The organism is Erwinia amylovora, assembly GCF_017161565.1.
GTDB lineage: Bacteria > Pseudomonadota > Gammaproteobacteria > Enterobacterales > Enterobacteriaceae > Erwinia > Erwinia amylovora.
This window is the reverse complement of the sequence record NZ_CP066796.1, coordinates 87729-103635: the sequence shown is the minus strand read 5'-3', so window position 1 is coordinate 103635 and position 15907 is coordinate 87729. Positions and strand designations below refer to the sequence as shown.

At 54.8% G+C, this 15907-nt stretch carries 9 protein-coding genes and 2 pseudogenes; 3 read left to right on the top strand and 8 right to left on the bottom strand.

From position 1 onward, the window contains the following. Nucleotide 1: 1 nt before the first annotated feature. From JGC47_RS00435 to JGC47_RS00425, 3 genes are all read right to left on the bottom strand, one after another. Complete coding sequence (locus JGC47_RS00435) at nt 2-1768, bottom strand: type I secretion system permease/ATPase (RefSeq protein WP_004161028.1); 1767 nt, start codon at nt 1766-1768, stop codon at nt 2-4. Nucleotides 1769-1819: 51 nt separating this feature from the next. Beyond that, a complete protein-coding gene (locus JGC47_RS00430; RefSeq protein ID WP_004164870.1) occupies nt 1820-2137 on the bottom strand; it encodes a protease inhibitor Inh/omp19 family protein in 318 nt (105 codons plus the stop codon). A 102-nt stretch (nt 2138-2239) separates the two neighbouring features. Beyond that, a complete protein-coding gene (locus JGC47_RS00425) occupies nt 2240-3676 on the bottom strand; it encodes a serralysin family metalloprotease (protein ID WP_004161034.1) in 1437 nt (478 codons plus the stop codon). Between the two features lie 241 nt (nt 3677-3917). Here JGC47_RS00425 and JGC47_RS17435 point away from each other — a divergent pair. After that, nucleotides 3918-4870 (top strand): annotated as a pseudogene (locus tag JGC47_RS17435) (Gfo/Idh/MocA family protein); the annotation flags it as partial. Between the two features lie 365 nt (nt 4871-5235). Here the strand turns inward: JGC47_RS17435 and mntP are convergent. Next, on the bottom strand, nt 5236-5808 hold the full coding sequence (mntP, locus tag JGC47_RS00400) for a manganese efflux pump MntP (protein WP_004161038.1): 573 nt from the start codon (nt 5806-5808) through the stop codon (nt 5236-5238). Between the two features lie 516 nt (nt 5809-6324). Then, nucleotides 6325-7638 (bottom strand): M20 family metallopeptidase, encoded by a 1314-nt coding sequence (locus JGC47_RS00395; RefSeq protein ID WP_004161039.1) that lies wholly within the window; start codon nt 7636-7638, stop codon nt 6325-6327. A 230-nt stretch (nt 7639-7868) separates the two neighbouring features. On the opposite strand from JGC47_RS00395, the gene JGC47_RS00390 reads away from it, so the two are divergent. Next, nucleotides 7869-8117 (top strand): DUF1158 family protein, encoded by a 249-nt coding sequence (locus JGC47_RS00390; RefSeq protein WP_004161040.1) that lies wholly within the window; start codon nt 7869-7871, stop codon nt 8115-8117. Nucleotides 8118-8304: 187 nt separating this feature from the next. Here the strand turns inward: JGC47_RS00390 and mgtA are convergent, their stop codons facing one another. Next, nucleotides 8305-10986, bottom strand: a complete 2682-nt coding sequence (gene mgtA, locus JGC47_RS00385) for a magnesium-translocating P-type ATPase (protein WP_004161043.1) — start codon at nt 10984-10986, stop codon at nt 8305-8307. A gap of 294 nt (nt 10987-11280) precedes the next feature. Continuing rightward, nucleotides 11281-11728 (bottom strand): annotated as a pseudogene (locus JGC47_RS00380) (MgtC/SapB family protein). Nucleotides 11729-12427: 699 nt separating this feature from the next. Here JGC47_RS00380 and JGC47_RS00375 point away from each other — a divergent pair. Further along, a complete protein-coding gene (locus tag JGC47_RS00375; RefSeq protein ID WP_013036306.1) occupies nt 12428-13738 on the top strand; it encodes an MFS transporter in 1311 nt (436 codons plus the stop codon). Nucleotides 13739-13813: 75 nt separating this feature from the next. Here the strand turns inward: JGC47_RS00375 and JGC47_RS00370 are convergent, their stop codons facing one another. Continuing rightward, on the bottom strand, nt 13814-15871 hold the full coding sequence (locus tag JGC47_RS00370; RefSeq protein WP_004161048.1) for an AsmA family protein: 2058 nt from the start codon (nt 15869-15871) through the stop codon (nt 13814-13816). Nucleotides 15872-15907 lie beyond the last annotated feature (36 nt).

Here is a 15907-nt window from a genome sequence, read left to right as displayed (position 1 = left end):
CTTAATTAATTTGAGTTTGAGGCATAGCGCCTTCATCCGACCCGGCGTTCACCGCTCGCATCGCCTGCGGTGGCACCGGCGCTTTTTTCGCCTTCGCCAACGCCTGCAGCACCTGCTGCGTTGGGCCAAACGCATTAACGTTCCCGTTAACCAGCAGCAGCAGCCTGGTGGTCATCGACAGCAAGTGGGTTCGATGGGTGATCAGGATCACCGTTTTATTGCGCTGCTTGAGGAACAAAATGGCCTGATTCAATGCCTTCTCGCCGGCGTCATCCAGGTTGGCGTTAGGCTCATCCAGAATGACCAGCGAAGGATCGCCATACAACGCCCGCGCCAGACCGATGCGCTGTTTCTGCCCACCGGACAGGCCGGCACCGCCGTTGCCCAGCACCGAATCGTAACCTTTGGGAAAACGTAGGATCATTTCATGCACGCCAGCCAGCCTGGCAGCCTCGATCACCTTTTCAGAATCGATCTCGTTGAAACGGGCGATGTTTTCGGCGATGGTGCCGGCAAATAGCTCGATATCCTGCGGCAGGTAGCCGATGTACGGCCCCAGCTCGTCCTTGTTCCACTGATAGATGTCGGCGTTGTCCAACCGCACGATGCCCTCGCTTACCGGCCAGATGCCGACCAGCAAGCGTGCCAGCGTCGATTTGCCGGAGGCGCTCGGGCCGATAATCCCCAATACTTCGCCGGGCTGAATGGCAAAGCTCACGTTGTGCAACACCGCATCGCCTGCAGATCCGGGCGGCGTAGCGGTAATGCCCTCCACCGAAATCACCCCTTCAGGGCGCGGCAAAGACATGCCGGTGCCGCGTTGCGGGTGCGTATCCAGCAATTGCACCAGGCGACCATAAGAATGCCTGGCGGCGCTGTAGCTCTTCCACACGGTGATCACCTGCTCAATTGGTGCCAGCGCTCGCCCCATCAGAATGGAACCGGCGATCATCATGCCGGGCGTCATGTGCCCGTCGATAGCCAACCAGCCTCCCAATCCGAGTACCAAAGATTGTAGCGACATGCGCACAAACCGGGTGACCGACGTCACCCGCGCCGCCCGTTCGCTGGCGATGCGCTGGCTGTTTAAAAACCGCTGATGCAGACTAAACCACCGGCGTTTCAGGTTCGGCAACATGCCCAACGCCTCGATCACTTCGGCATTACGCAAGTTGGTGCTGGCCGAATTACCGGACAAAATCGACAGCTTACTGGCCTCCGCTAAAGGCTTTTTCGAGGCTATTTCATTGATGATCGCCAACGCAATCAGCAACAATGCCCCCACCAAAGCAAACAGCCCCAGCCACGGATTAAACAGGAAGATCATCAGCAGATAGATTGGAAACCAGGGGGCGTCGAAGAAAGCAAACAGCGCGTTGCCGGTGAGAAATTGCCGCAGAATGGTTAAATCGTTCAACAACTGACCGGCGTCAGAAGAGCCGTTTTTTAGATTCGCCTCGTAGGCCGCGGTATAGACCCGCGTATTGAGGCGCATATCCAGCTGGCTGCCGATACGGATCACCACCATGCTGCGCACATACTCCAGCAACGACATCATACCGAACAGGCCCAGCATAATTAGCGTCAGCATCAGCAGCGTGATTTCATTGCGTGAAGGCAGCACCCGGTCATAAACCTGAAGCATATAAACGGACGGCACCAACATGAGTAAATTAATAAATGCGGTAAAAATGCCAACGTCCCGGAAAACTTTGCTGTGTGTGCGTAAAACATCCGCAATTTCGTTGCGCGGTATAAACTGGTTCACCCTCTCCCCTTATAGCATGGTGTCGAATGGATAACGGCAGAAAACGGGGGATCAATTTTTGCTTTTCTTCAGTATTTTCCCGGTTTGCTGCCAGATTTGACTGCGGTAATGTTCCCCTTCACGAGAGAAAAACAGCACGGTAAGGCCATCGCCGTTTAATAACGCAATGCCGTCTGGTGCCGGACGCCATGCTTCAGGGGTTTCCGGCAGCACCGAAGGGTCACAGCCGGGTGAGATACTCAACTTATAGCCGTTTGCTGCCTCAAAGCGTTCCGCTGTGAGTTGAACATCGCATGAGCTTGATTTATCAACCACCGTCCACTGACCAGACAGTGATGCGGCGGAAGGTAAGACCAGACTGCTCGCCATAGAGACTCCTGAAAAAAATAGTGATATGACAACAAAAAGAGATGTTCGCATAGATAACCTGTTTAAAACGGTGGCCATGTCATCCACCGTTTTTTTGCTGCTTTACACGATAAAGTCGCTGGCAACATTAGCCTGGCCGACAATCTGCACCATAAAGTCTGGATTGGTGCCACCATCGACGTTGAATGCCAGCTCACTCAGATTGCTCCGGGCATCATATGACAACAGCGCCTCACCCGCCTGACCGCTGAAATGGTCAACAAAATGAATGAAGTCACTGCCTTTATCCCCCTGATTAAAGAAGGACAGGTCAATTTTGTCCTTGCCTGACTCAAAGTCGCGGATTTGGTCGGGTGACTTAGAGGACGAGTCTTTCAGGTCAGAGAATACGAAGATGTCGTTGCCGCTACCTCCCCATAATTGATCCTGTCCGCCGCCGCCGTAAATCACATCGTTGCCGGCACCGCCTTTAATGACGTTATCGGCGGCGTTGCCGACAATCACGTCGTTACCCGCACCGCCAATGGCGTTTTCGATTGTGGCACCGGCAGCAATGGAGATGTTACCTTTCAGGCCGCCCACATCAGAGAAAGAGCCTTCGTTGAGATTGATACGTTGGTTTTGAGAATAGCCAGAGAAATCAAGGGTATCGTTACCGCCTGCATCCCAGACGGCGAAAATCAGTTTCTGGTTGCTATCTTTGGCAGTGTAGAAGTCCCGATCGGTATTGGAATGAAAGCCGTATACGGTGTCACCCGTTCGGGTTGTCATGTTGGCGCCGTACAGATGCTGGATGGCCGCGATATCATCAATCAGCGGTGCAGCGGAATAATTTCCTCCGTTATCACCACCGGTATTAGGCTCGTTCCAGTAGCTCATGTCGCTAAACTGGCGCGAATCTTCGGCGTAGGTTGCATCGGCATAGCTGGGGTTGCCTTCGCCGGCATTATAATCCCCGGGGTGATTCAGTCCTAAAGTATGCCCGATTTCATGGGTAAGGGTTAATCGTCCATAATTACCTAATTCGGGCGCTAAATTTTCTGGATCGGACGTGCTGTACCAGGATTGTCCTGAAATATCGAAACTGCGATCGTCATAAATAATTTTGCCATTATCAGTCGACTGGGGAAGCATTGCGTACGCCTGAGTGTCGGGCGCAACAATATTACCAAAAGTTATATTGGAATACTGGTCCCCACTTACTTCGACGAACTTAATATTGGCGACATCGGACCAGGACTGCAATGACAGTTTGGTCTGAGCCTGTTGCTCAGGATTAAATGCCGAGTGGATGGTATCTCCATTGAAATTCTTTTTGCCCGGCTCCCACGAGGGGAAAGAATAGGTGACGGTGGCTCCTTTATCCGTTACGTGCACGCCATTCCAGCTTTGCTCCCCCCTGGCTATCTCTTTGCCGGCCTGATCAATATCATATGAAGTTTTGTTATTTACACTCGAACCATTTCCGCGTTGATGATAGTTAAGCAGGTCGTTAATGCTATCCCAACCCGTTTTTTTTCCTTTCAAAGCATTATCCATAACTTCCTCCAATATGTAGATAACACCCAGTGTTATCTAGTTGATATTCTTCAACAAGAAAAGCTTATATCTTAAGGAAAATCTTAAAATTAAGCTTTTTTATATTAATTTATTTAATCACAAAATCAACTTTATTAGACAAACTGTCTCATATTTGTGCGCCTTAACTTCTCAGAGGTAACCCCACAGTCAGCGACCTGTCGCAAAGCTCTGACATGCGGACCCGGTTGAGCGGGTTAAACAGGCGCCGTTTCGCGAGGAGGGGGAAGCTGATGACGGCATCAGCGCGGGATCGAACCACGCCAAACAATCGCCATTTTGCTGTCTGCAAAGCAGCGCCGGAGTGCGGCCTGCATGTAATATGCGAAAAACCGCTGTGCTTCAGCAGCGCGGAGGCGAAAGAGCTGGCAGATTAGAGCAAAAAGCGGAAGACAATCATGGGAATAACTTACGGTTATGCCGGTTACCCGCTGATCCAGCAGGCGCGCAGTATGATCGCCGAAGGGCTGCCGGGCGCGATCCGTATCGTCAATATGTCGTTTTCGCACGGTTTCATAACCAGGCGGCTGAGCTGACTCACCCCGGCACGCGCTGGCGCGTCGACCCGAATTTTGTCGCGCCGGATCATGCGCCGGGCGATCAGGCGATCCGCTGTTTCTGGCGCAAACCATGCAGCCAAAGCGGGAAATTAAGCGCCTGACGTGTTCACGCCAGAGTTTGGTGAGATCCCGGGCGCCGCTCGGGGACAAGGCTTTTGTGCAGATGGAGTACGATGACGACGCGGTGGGATCGCTGTGGTGTTCAGCGGTAAACAGCAGATCGGTGCACGGTCAGAAGATCCGGGTAATCGGTTCTGAAGCCAGCCTCGAATAGGGGGACGAACAGCCAAACCAGCTGCGCTATGAAATCCACGAGGAGCCGGGCGGATCTCCGAACGCGGCATGAGCTATCTGGCCCCGCATGTGCGGGAAGAAGATCGCATCGGCGGGGGTCACCCGGAGGGGCTGTTTGAAGCTTGGGCAAATTGGTATCACCGTTTTGCCATCGCTACAGATGCCACCGATCGCGGCGATCATGCTGCTGGCCGGATTCCGGTAACCGGACGTCCACGCCGGCGTGGCAGACATACAGTGGGTGGAACGCTGCGTTGCATCGGCGAATGCGGGCGCAAGTTGGATAGATTTCGCCGGTTAATTAAGGTGAAACGCACGGGGCTGTCTGCGGCGATCGCCCCGGATTTAGCCATCGGCAGCGGGCTTTCATCCACAGCCTGCACGCTAATGTCCTGTTTGCCAGCAGCTGCGCCCTACTTTTTTGGCGCTTAGCCCGCGGCAGCATAACGCATCACTTTGTCTCCGCCGGACGCGAATGCCTTACTGTAACGGTTTTTTACTTAGCCCGTCCCGGAACCTTGATCTTGATATTGGTGTTACCAACATTGCACCGATCGCTGTGGCGATACAGCGTGGCTCATTTGCATGGTTTATGGCTGAAGATCGGCACACTGAAGAATTGACAGCGCTTATCATCTGAGCAATCAGCCATTGCTGGCGGAAGTCTTAACCCATTAGCGCAAGGTGCTCTACCAGAATGCTGCTGCCAATACCAATCAGCACCACGCCGCCAAAAATCTCGGCCCATTTGCCCATAACCGGGCCGAGGAAGCGGCCAAGCAGAATACCTGTAGCGGCCATAATCATGGTCGATGCGCCGATGGCCAGCGCGGTAGTAACGATATTGACCTGCAAGAACGCCAGGCCAACGCCAACCGCCATCGCATCAAGGCTGGTTGCTACCGCAGTACAGGCCAGCAGCCAAAAACCGTGGCTGTCAGGCGCTTTTTCTGCTTTGCACTCTTTCTTACGTATTCCTTCAGCGATCATACGCGCGCCGAGAATAAACAGCAGTCCAAACGCTACCCAGTGATCCCACGCCATCACATACTGGCTGGCGGCAATGCCGATCGCCCAGCCCACTAACGGGGTCAGTGCTTCGATCACGCCGAAAATCAGGCCGGTGCGCAGAGCTTCTTTCAAGGTCGGACGATGCAGGCTGGCCCCTTTTCCGATAGCGGCGGCGAAAGCGTCCATCGACATACCAAAAGCCAGAATCAGGGTTGCATATAGGTTCATTGTATTTATCCCGGTCTGAAGCGGCGGGTGCGTTCCAAATCGTTAAAATAATGGCTTAAGTCAGAGAAATAACCCTAAGCCAGCTCAGGTGAACGGCATCCTATCACGGTGCGGGAAATAAAAAAAGACTGTAAAATCATACATTTGATTATAGCATCGGCTATACTTTTTAACGAATGCTATTTCATAAATCAATGATGAAGCGGAAACTCTAAAAGAATGACCGTGTTACACAAAGACCAGGGTTAAACACCCCTGACGAGATTGAGGGATAATTCGCTGAGTCAGCCTGAATGGCTTTCTGCTTATTTTTAACCGGCGCGTCTTCCCTTCATGCAGCCAGAGTGACAGCAGGAGCAGGCGATTTGCCCGCCCCCATTCAGCCAGAAGCTTTCGCCGGGTGCATGCCCCAGGCAACGGCTGTTTAATCACTGACCCCGAACCCCGGGCTGTCGGCCGGTATCGGTGGAAAGTTCGCCACCGGTATCAATTGTTGCCCCCCATTGCTACCGCTGTTTACTGAGCCAGATAACGGCTGATAAAGATAGCTGCTCTTTTGGTCACGACAGGGAGGGAAGCGATTTCCAGCGTCTCATTTTGCCCGTGCGCGCCTTTGCCCCAGGGGCCAAGACCGTCGATACTGGCTGAAACAGTTTGCGCAATGTACGAAACATCTGAACCACCACGTTCAGCCGCCGGCACAGACTTCAGCTGCGGCCCACCCAGCGCGGTATTGATGGCGCTGAACTGAGCTAAAAGCTGCCTGTTGCCGTCGGTTTCCGTCATGGCCGGCATGATGTCTTTGAATGTCAACTGACTGGAGGTAAGCGGTAACGAGGTGCCGGCAATATCACGCATTTTCTGCTCTGCCTTGTTTTTCTGGTCCTCGGAGTAAAAACGCAAGTCGCCATGCACCAGAGTTTGTGCAGCAATAACGGTTTTCTTGCCGCTGGCGCTACCGGTATTTTGCTGTACATCTTCGCTGGCGGTCTGCCCGCCAACAATAAGACCCGGATTGAGCGTTAACCCGGACGCCACGGACGTCTCTGCAAAGGCCGTCCGAAACGCGTTCAATACCCGCGCAGTTTCATAAATGGCACCATCGCCAGATTCTGGCCCAAATACGGTGGATGAATGGCGCGATTTACCCGTGCTGGCAAGGTACCATTCGCTCAATCCTCTTCGGTTTGTCACCAGCTGGTCTTCAGCCAGAGAAAACTCGAAACCTAATGCAATATCGCTACCCTGAGCGGCTGCACGCAGTGCCTTACGTGAGATTTCTGTGGGTTTCGCCGCCTGCTCCTCATCACCGATTAGCACCACGGTAATATTGGCATTTTTTAATTTGCCGGCGTGCTGTAGCGCCTTGAGCGAATATAAGATAGTGACTACGCCACCTTTATCATCGATAACGCCAGGCCCGGTGGCGAATTTTTGATCGGCAGAAAGCGTAAAGGACTGAAAAGGACTGTTGTCGGGGAAAACCGTATCCAGGTGGCCGATCAGCAAGATCTGCTTCCCGGACCCGCTATGGGTGGCCACTAAACTGCCAGCGTGTTTCAGGGTTGCCGGCAGCTCGACCCATTTTGTTTTAAAGCCCATGCTTTCGAACTCAGGCCGCACCATTTCGCCAATTTTTTTTACTCCCTGGCTGTTTTCCGTGCCGCTGTTGATATTAACCATGTTCTCTAATAATTTGAGCTGGTCTGTTTTATGCTGATCGATGTAATTGACTAACACCTCTTCATTGGTACTTAGCATTGCACTGGCTGCCGGTATGTAGTTGACGCCGGACAGCGTTAATAACAAAAAAAATAATTTAGCTTTCATGTTTCCTCACAGTTTCAATTACCCTGCACCTTACCGGCACGTATCAAGCCTGCACGCGTTGACAGGCCCTCCGTCTGCCGGGATGGCTGCGAATTGAGTTAATTTTGGCCAGGAGCATATCCGTTATCGCTCCGGGTCTTTACAACAGTTGACACTTTAAACATTGAAATTAAGATCGGCAATCGGAGTAGTCGGTTAATCAGCCGGCACTTGATAAATAGGGAATTGCGATGAAAAACCCGTTTGAAACTTTCCTGATGCCAATGAGCACTCTGCTGCTTGGCTTTCTCTCCGCGCTGCTGCTGCCCGCGCCGTGGTTTGGTGTGGCGTTAACGCGTAAGCTGGTGGCGGTTTTCCATCTGGAGGATATCGGCCAGCTGTATACGCTGGTATTTTGCCTGTGGTTTTTGCTACTTGGCGCGCTGGAATATTACGTGATCCGCTTTATCTGGCTGCGGTTTATCCATCCAGCAGCATAGAAAGACGGCCAGCGCCCACAGAGAGGGCACGATGAGGCGAACTGACTGCGTTTCTGCGCCAGTTCGCCCCCTGCCAGACATTCAGCCGCTAAAAACCATTGCCACGCCGCTGGCGAAGATAAGCAAGCCGGCGATAAACAGTACGATGGCGCTAACCGTATTCTCATGCTTCATCAATCAACCCTCCTCAGAACCACTGGCCGAAACGGCGCACATACAGACGTTTTACGCCCTGAGTCACCAGGCAGTAACCGAGCAGCGTTGCCAGCAGCCACGGGAAGTAACTCCACGGCAGCGGCTCCAGCCCAACGGCGTGACCGAGCGGCGAGAACGGGATAAGAATGCCCAACGCCATCACCAGTCCGGTCATCAGCATCACCGGTAAGGCGGCACGGCTCTGGATAAACGGGATCTTCTGGGTACGCAGCATATGCACCACCAGGGTTTGCGACAGTAGCCCTTCGACAAACCAGCCGGACTGAAACAGCGCCTGCGATCCCACGCTGTTGGCGGCAAAAACGTGCCACATCAGCCAGAATGTGGTGATGTCGAAAATTGATGATGTCGGGCCTAAGCACAGCATAAAACGGCCAATATTTTTCGCATCCCACTTCCGTGGCTTGCGCAGAAACTCTTTGTCCATTTTGTCCCACGGCAGCGCCAGCTGGGACAGATCGTACATCAGATTCTGCAACAGCAGATGAATCGCCATCATTGGCAGGAACGGGATAAACGCACTGGCGACCAGCACCGAAAAGACGTTGCCGAAATTGGCGCTGGCGGTCATGTTCAGGTACTTGATGATGTTGCCGAAGGTTTCACGGCCTTTAATCACCCCCTGTTCCAGTACCAGCAAGTTTTTCTCCAGCAAAATAATATCTGCCGATTCTTTGGCGATATCGGTCGCACTGTCGACAGAGATACCGATATCCGCCGCACGCAGCGCCGGAGCATCGTTAATGCCGTCGCCGAGGAAACCTACCGTGTGGCCGTTGCTTTGCAGCATCTTTAGCACGCGGGCTTTCTGCTGCGGGCTGAGACGACAAAACAGCGTTCTCTGTTCCACCAGCCGTGCCAGCTCCGCGTCGCCGAGGCGCGAAATCTCGCTGCCGCACAGCGCTTCACCCGGATCCAGCCCGATATCGCGACAGATTTTTGCCGTAATCATCGCGTTATCCCCGGTCAGCACTTTGACCTGGACGCCATTTTCATGCAGGGCGGCGACCGCTTCTGCCGCGCTCTCCTTCGGCGGATCGAGGAAGGTTAACAGCCCGCTGATAACCAGTTCACGTTCGTCGTCAGCACTGAGCTGTTTTGTAAGCGTGTGCTCACTTACCTGACGAGCCGCAATTAACAACACGCGGAATCCCTGACGGTTGTAGCTTTCCGCCTGCTGCTTCACCTGCTGGCGTACCGCGTCATCCAGCGGGCGCACTTCTCCGTTATCCATCCAGTATGCTGACACCGTCAGCATTTCATCCACCGCCCCTTTGCAGATCAGGGTTTGCTGGTTTTCGTCAGCAACCAGGACTGACAGGCGGCGGCGTTCGAAATCAAACGGCAGTTCATCCACTTTACGAAAACGCCACAGCCCGCCGGTCGCCAGATTGCCCTGACTGAAAGCGAGGATGGCCTTGTCCATCAGGTTTTTCACCCCGGTCTGATGGCGGCTGTTCAACCAGGCCTGTTGCAATACGCGTTCATCACTGCAACCGTGCAGGTTGAGATGCTGCGCAAGGATGATGCGATCGTGAGTCAGGGTGCCGGTTTTATCGCTGCACAGCACGTCCATCGCGCCAAAGTTCTGGATGGCGTTCAGCCGTTTGACCACCACTTGGCGTTTCGACAGGGCAATGGCACCCTTCGCCAGGTTTGAACTGACTAGCATCGGCAACATTTCTGGCGTCAGTCCAACGGCTACCGCCAGGGCAAACAGCAACGCGTCGCTCCAGTCACCTTTGGTGTAGCCGTTTATCAGCACCACCACCGGCACCATCACCAGCATAAAACGGATCAGCAGCCAGCTCACGCTGTTAACGCCCCGGTCGAAAGAAGTTTGTGGGCGCTCACCTACCAGTGAGCGAGCCAGCGACCCAAACCAGGTGCCGTTTCCGGTAGCCACCACCACCGCCGTGGCAGTCCCGCTGGCAACATTGGTTCCCATCAGGCAGATGCCTGGCTGGCACAGCAATTCCTGCTCATCAAGCGGCGTTGCCGGCCTGGCGACGTGCGGGCGGCTGTTGGTATCATATTTTTCCACCGGCAATGCTTCGCCGCTCAATGCCGCCTGGCTGACAAACAGATCGCGGGAATTGAGCAACTGCACGTCAGCCGGGATCATATCCCCGGCCGACAGCGTGACGATATCCCCCGGCACCACTTCGGCAAGCGGCACCTCGATTTTTACCGCCTCACGGTCGGCATGGCTACGGCGCACCACCGTAGCCGTGGTGCGCACCAGCGTTTTCAGTGCCTCTGCCGCTTTATTGGTACGGTATTCCTGCCAGAAGCGCAGCAGTCCGCTCAGGCCAATCATCACCAGCATAATAGTCATGCCGGTCAGGTCAGTCTCCTCGCCTTGACGCATTGGCAGCAGATAGTCGGTGAAGAAGCTGATCGCCGCCAGCGCCATCAGTATCCAGATAAACGGGTTGTTGAAAGCCTGTAGCAGTTGCAGCCATGCAGCAGGCGCCCGCTCGCTGGCCACCTGGTTAGGCCCGTGCTGTTGCAGCCGCGCGGCGGCATCTTCATAAGTCAGCCCCTGGTATTGGGCGTTAAGGCGAGCGAGGGTATTGTCCAGGCTCTGTGTCGCCGCGCTGGCGATGGCCAGATCGCGTGCCATTTTCAGGTTGGCTTTATGCATTTTCATTTGCCAGTTCCTTGAATTAATTGTGTGTTTTATATGCAGGCATAGCACGCCTGCCAAAGAGGATTTTTCAAAACTATGCAGAAGAAAGGCGGAGCTGACAGGATTAAACCTGGAGGGCTATCCAAAATAACCGTGGCGGCAGCAAAGCGGTGAGTGTGCGCATCCCCCGGCGCTGAGTGTCAGTAACTGGGGATGAGTACACGGCCATTGATCGCTGCGGCTTGCAGTCTCGAGGATAGAGCGCCGCCTCTCTCCGGACGGAGGTTCTTTCATCAGGAGCTCCTTATCACGTGGTTAAACCGTTACCGCTGGTGCGATCTGCCAGTACACCGCACTGACGCTTTTTCCAGACTGATACGGCAGACTCTATTTTCGATCCCCCGCTGCGCGGCGGTTAAAGCCATCACTTCAGTGCTCATGCCAGCATGCCCGGGCCGGGCGATATCGGCACCGTAAAGCGACCGCAGGCGCAGCACCACAGCGCGGCGGCGGTATTCAGCCCGTGACGTACAATCACCCCGGCCCCGAGAAAACCGATGCCGCAGACAATCTGCGCCACATTACGGCCAGAACTGTCTGATGATGTGCCCATGGAACTGAGAATGAAAATGGCCGCACCGGTGGCGACCAGCGCACCGGTGCGCAGTCCGGCCATACGCTGACGCCACTGGCGTTCAGCACCGATCATCGCCCCCGGCGTCACCGCCAGGGCCTGATGCAGGGTATAAGGGGTATATGCCATTTTCGTTGTCCTCACTGTCGTTTCTCGACGGGAATGCAGACGCGCAGCAGCGCACCGCCAGATTAAAATTCGCGCTGGCAGCGTGGAGGAAAAAGGTGATGACGTTGTGGCACGACAAGTACATGACGCATAAGCAATCCCATTCTGGCCGGGGGCCAGGACCTGCAGATGTCAAATTTCGGGATGCGACAGCTCAGAAGAGATGAAACATAGCCCGCCGGTTTACGGCAGACTCACAAATGGCGTGCGCCTGCCTGTTATAACGCTTGAATTACAGGATGACTGTCCAATTGTGGGCTCCATGAGAGAAAGTGGCGGAATTCTAGCCCTGTCGGTCAGGGTTGTAAATATTTATAATAGGCACTTTCTTAACCGTTTATCAATACAGGAAGAATATTCTCATTTATGCCGACCGGGTAATCAATGCGCTCAAGCTGGTAAAATCGCGCAGCATGACTGATTATTCACCACCAGACAGCATTTATCGCTGACTTCTCACTTTTATTGAGCCATTTTTCAGTGATTAACGCCATAAAATACCCTTTTGCCGCTGCCTTATAGGCGCAAATATGCCGTATTGAACATTATCCTCTTTTCCACCTCAGGAGCGGCAGCACCTGACGTTTACACCATTGAATGCGGCCTGGCCTGTGCGTAAGATCCTCTGTTCATCGTTTACTCACAAATAAGAACAAATCTATGCACGCCTCTATCGACACCGACGCCACTCCCGTCAACTCACGCGGTAAAGTGATGGTCGCTTCACTGGTCGGAACGGCTATTGAATTTTTCGACTTCTATATTTATGCCACAGCAGCCGTGATCGTTTTTCCGCACATCTTCTTCCCACAGGGTGATACCACCGTCGCCACGCTACAGTCGCTGGCAACGTTCGCCATTGCCTTTGTGGCGCGTCCGATTGGCTCCGCCTTATTTGGCCACTTCGGCGATCGTGCAGGACGCAAAGTGACGCTGGTGGCTTCACTGTTAACAATGGGTATTTCAACCGTTGCCATCGGCCTGCTGCCGGGTTACGACAGTATTGGCGTATTTGCCCCGCTGCTGCTGGCGCTGGCGCGTTTTGGTCAGGGGCTTGGCCTCGGTGGTGAATGGGGAGGCGCTGCCCTGCTGGCGACCGAAAATGCCCCGGCGAAAAAGCGCGCGCTGTACGGGTCATTCCCGCAGCTCGGCGCACCGATCGGCTTTTTCTTTGCCAACGGCACCTTTCTGCTGCTTTCCTGGTTACTGAGCGACGAGCAGTTTATGAACTGGGGATGGCGCGTACCGTTTATCCTTTCAGCAGTGCTGGTGCTGGTGGGTCTGTACGTGCGCGTGTCGCTGCATGAGTCGCCGGTCTTCGCCAAAGTACAAAAAGAGAAAAAACAGGTCAAAGTGCCGATTGGCACCCTGCTAAGCAAGCATTTGGGGACCACCATTATCGGTACCTTTATCATGCTGGCGACCTATACGCTGTTCTATATCATGACCGTCTATTCGATGACTTATGGCACCACGCCCGCGCCTGATGGCTTAGGCATCGCACGCAATACCTTCCTGTGGATGCTAATGTTAGCGGTGATCGGTTTTGGCGTGATGGTGCCGGTTGCCGGGCTGCTGGCGGACCGTTTTGGTCGTCGCAAGACGATGATAGTGATTACGCTATTGATTATCGCTTTCGCGTTGATTTTCCCGTCAATGCTGGGTTCCGGCAATCAGGCGCTGATTATGGCTTTTTTGCTGTGTGGCCTGAGCATGATGGGGCTGACCTTTGGCCCAATGGGTGCGCTGCTGCCGGAGCTGTTTCCTACCGAGGTGCGTTATACCGGGGCATCGTTCTCGTATAATCTGTCGTCGATTCTGGGTGCTTCCGTCGCCCCCTATATTGCCACCTGGTTAGCACACACTTACGGGCTGTTCTACGTCGGTATATATCTGGCGGCGATGGCCTGCCTGACGCTGATGGCGCTGATTTTGTGTAAAGAGACGCGCCATCAATCGCTGTTTGATTGAACGGGGTTGCACGGGGCAACCGGCAACGGCTGGCCCCGGCCCCTTTTCAATCGTTCTTCCCGTCACCGCGCCCGGCTACTGACCTTTCATCTGCTGTAATACGCGGGTGCACTGGTTATCATCGTTATCGCTCGGCGAAATCAGCGCCAACAGCGCGGCGGCCGGCGCCACCACCGTGCCCAACGCCAGGGCAGCGGCACCACGAGCCAGCAGCGAACCGGTTTTCACCCCGGCATCCGGGTTTTGAAACGTGCCCCGCACGTACAGCGGTGAACGCAAAGTTATAATTCTGACGCCCTTACTCTCCGGGTTAATCGACAGATCAAGGCGTTCGTTGGCGAAGTTGGTGCTGCCGGTAATATTGATAATTGCGTTTTCGGTATCAAACACTATCAGACGCGACGAAGCCAGCCCTTGTTTCACCTGCAAATCGGCGGCGGCGCAATTGATTTTCACTTCGTCATCGCCAAACAGCTTACCTACCACGTAGTTGCCGACGTTAAGACCGACTATCTCCATCAGGCTGCGGCTGATCAGGCCATCGTTCATCAGCAGTTTCAGAGAGCCATTGCTGGTGGCAAGCAGGTCCGCCACCGAATTGCCACGCCCGATCAGGCTGGCATCGCCGTTTATCTGGCCTGACGCGCTGCGCATGGCGGCCACGTCCGGAAACAGCTGGCGCAGCTTAAGATTACGCACCTGCAGATCGGCGCGCCCCTGCATCGGCGACCGATCGCCCTGTAAGCGCACGGTGGCATTCAGGCTGCCGCCGGCAATACCGAAGCGCAGCGGATCGAGCAGCAGGTCGCCATTTTTGAGGATCAAATGGGTCGACAGATCGCTAACCGGCAATGAACTGCTGTGCTCAATGCGCTTGCCACGAAAGCGCACATCAGCATCCATCGCCTGCCAGCTTTGCGTGTCAAACTCATCGTGTGGCAGTACCCGGCCAGCAGGTTGAGGAGACGTTGCGCCGCGTTGCGCTTTCGCCCGTGCCGTTTTCGCGCTGTCTTTGCCAGAATTAACGCCAATCAGTGGGCCGAGGTCAGCCATGCGCAGCTGCAGCGACTCCAGCGTCCCGGTTAGCTCAGGTCGGGGTTTGCCCTGGCGGTAGGCGAGCGAGCCGCGAATATCGCTGTCGCCGATATGACCATTGAAGTTCTGATAGCGGAATTCCGCTCCGTTTGGCTGCTGGAAACGCGCTGTCAGGTGGCCGTCGGTTTCATAAGGCGGCGTTTCTGGCAGCAGCACGCCGGTCAGCCCGTAGAGGTTAGCCAGCGTATCGCCGGAGAAGCGCAGCCGGATATCCACCGCGCCCATATTCAGCGGGTCCCGCACCGTGCCCGCGATGCGCACGCGGGTGGTACCATTGCGCACATCGGCAGCAATCGGGAACGGCGTGTTCTGGCTGCGCAGTGACAACATGCCGCCTGTTTTGCCCTCGCCACTGAGCTTTTCATTGTGGTATGTGCCGCTGGCGCGCCAGCCGAAAACAAAGTCGGCCGCGCCTTTTTGCTTATCGTCGCCGCCTGCCAGCTGGCCATAAGGCACCGGTTTGCCCAGCGGATCGACCATCACCTGCACATCGGCTTGATTAATGGCATCGCGGTAGCTGACGGTTCCCCGATCGAAAGCGATGTTGTCGAGGCGGAAAGACCACGCAGAGGATCCCTTACCGGCCTGCTGGTCATCGCTGCCGGCAAGGTTAAACGTCCAGTTATTCTTTCCATTGGCAGTCTGCACCAGCCTGGCCTGCGGCTGCTGCAGTGAGATCCACGGCAGATAGATCTGCCGGCTTAACAGCGCCAGCGGGGACAGCGTGGCTTCTACCCGTTGCAGGTGAACCATCGTGACATCGGGGATATCGGGCGGGTTGCCCAGCATGATATCCTGCGCATGCACCTGTGGCCAGGGTACCCAGCTGCGCCAGCCGGGTTCACCGCGGTTACGCTGCCAGCTCACCCCCAGATCGCCACGGATGGCAAACGGGCGGTTAATCTCTGCCGAAACTTTTCGATTGATAGTGGGTTTCAGGCGATTCCAGTCAAAAAGCGCGATCGCCGTCACTGTAACCACCACCAACAATAAAAAAATTCCGCCGATCCAGCTAATAACTTTCCCCGTCCGCGACATTCGTGGTTCTCCCGATCGCTACCCGTCTCAGGTCAA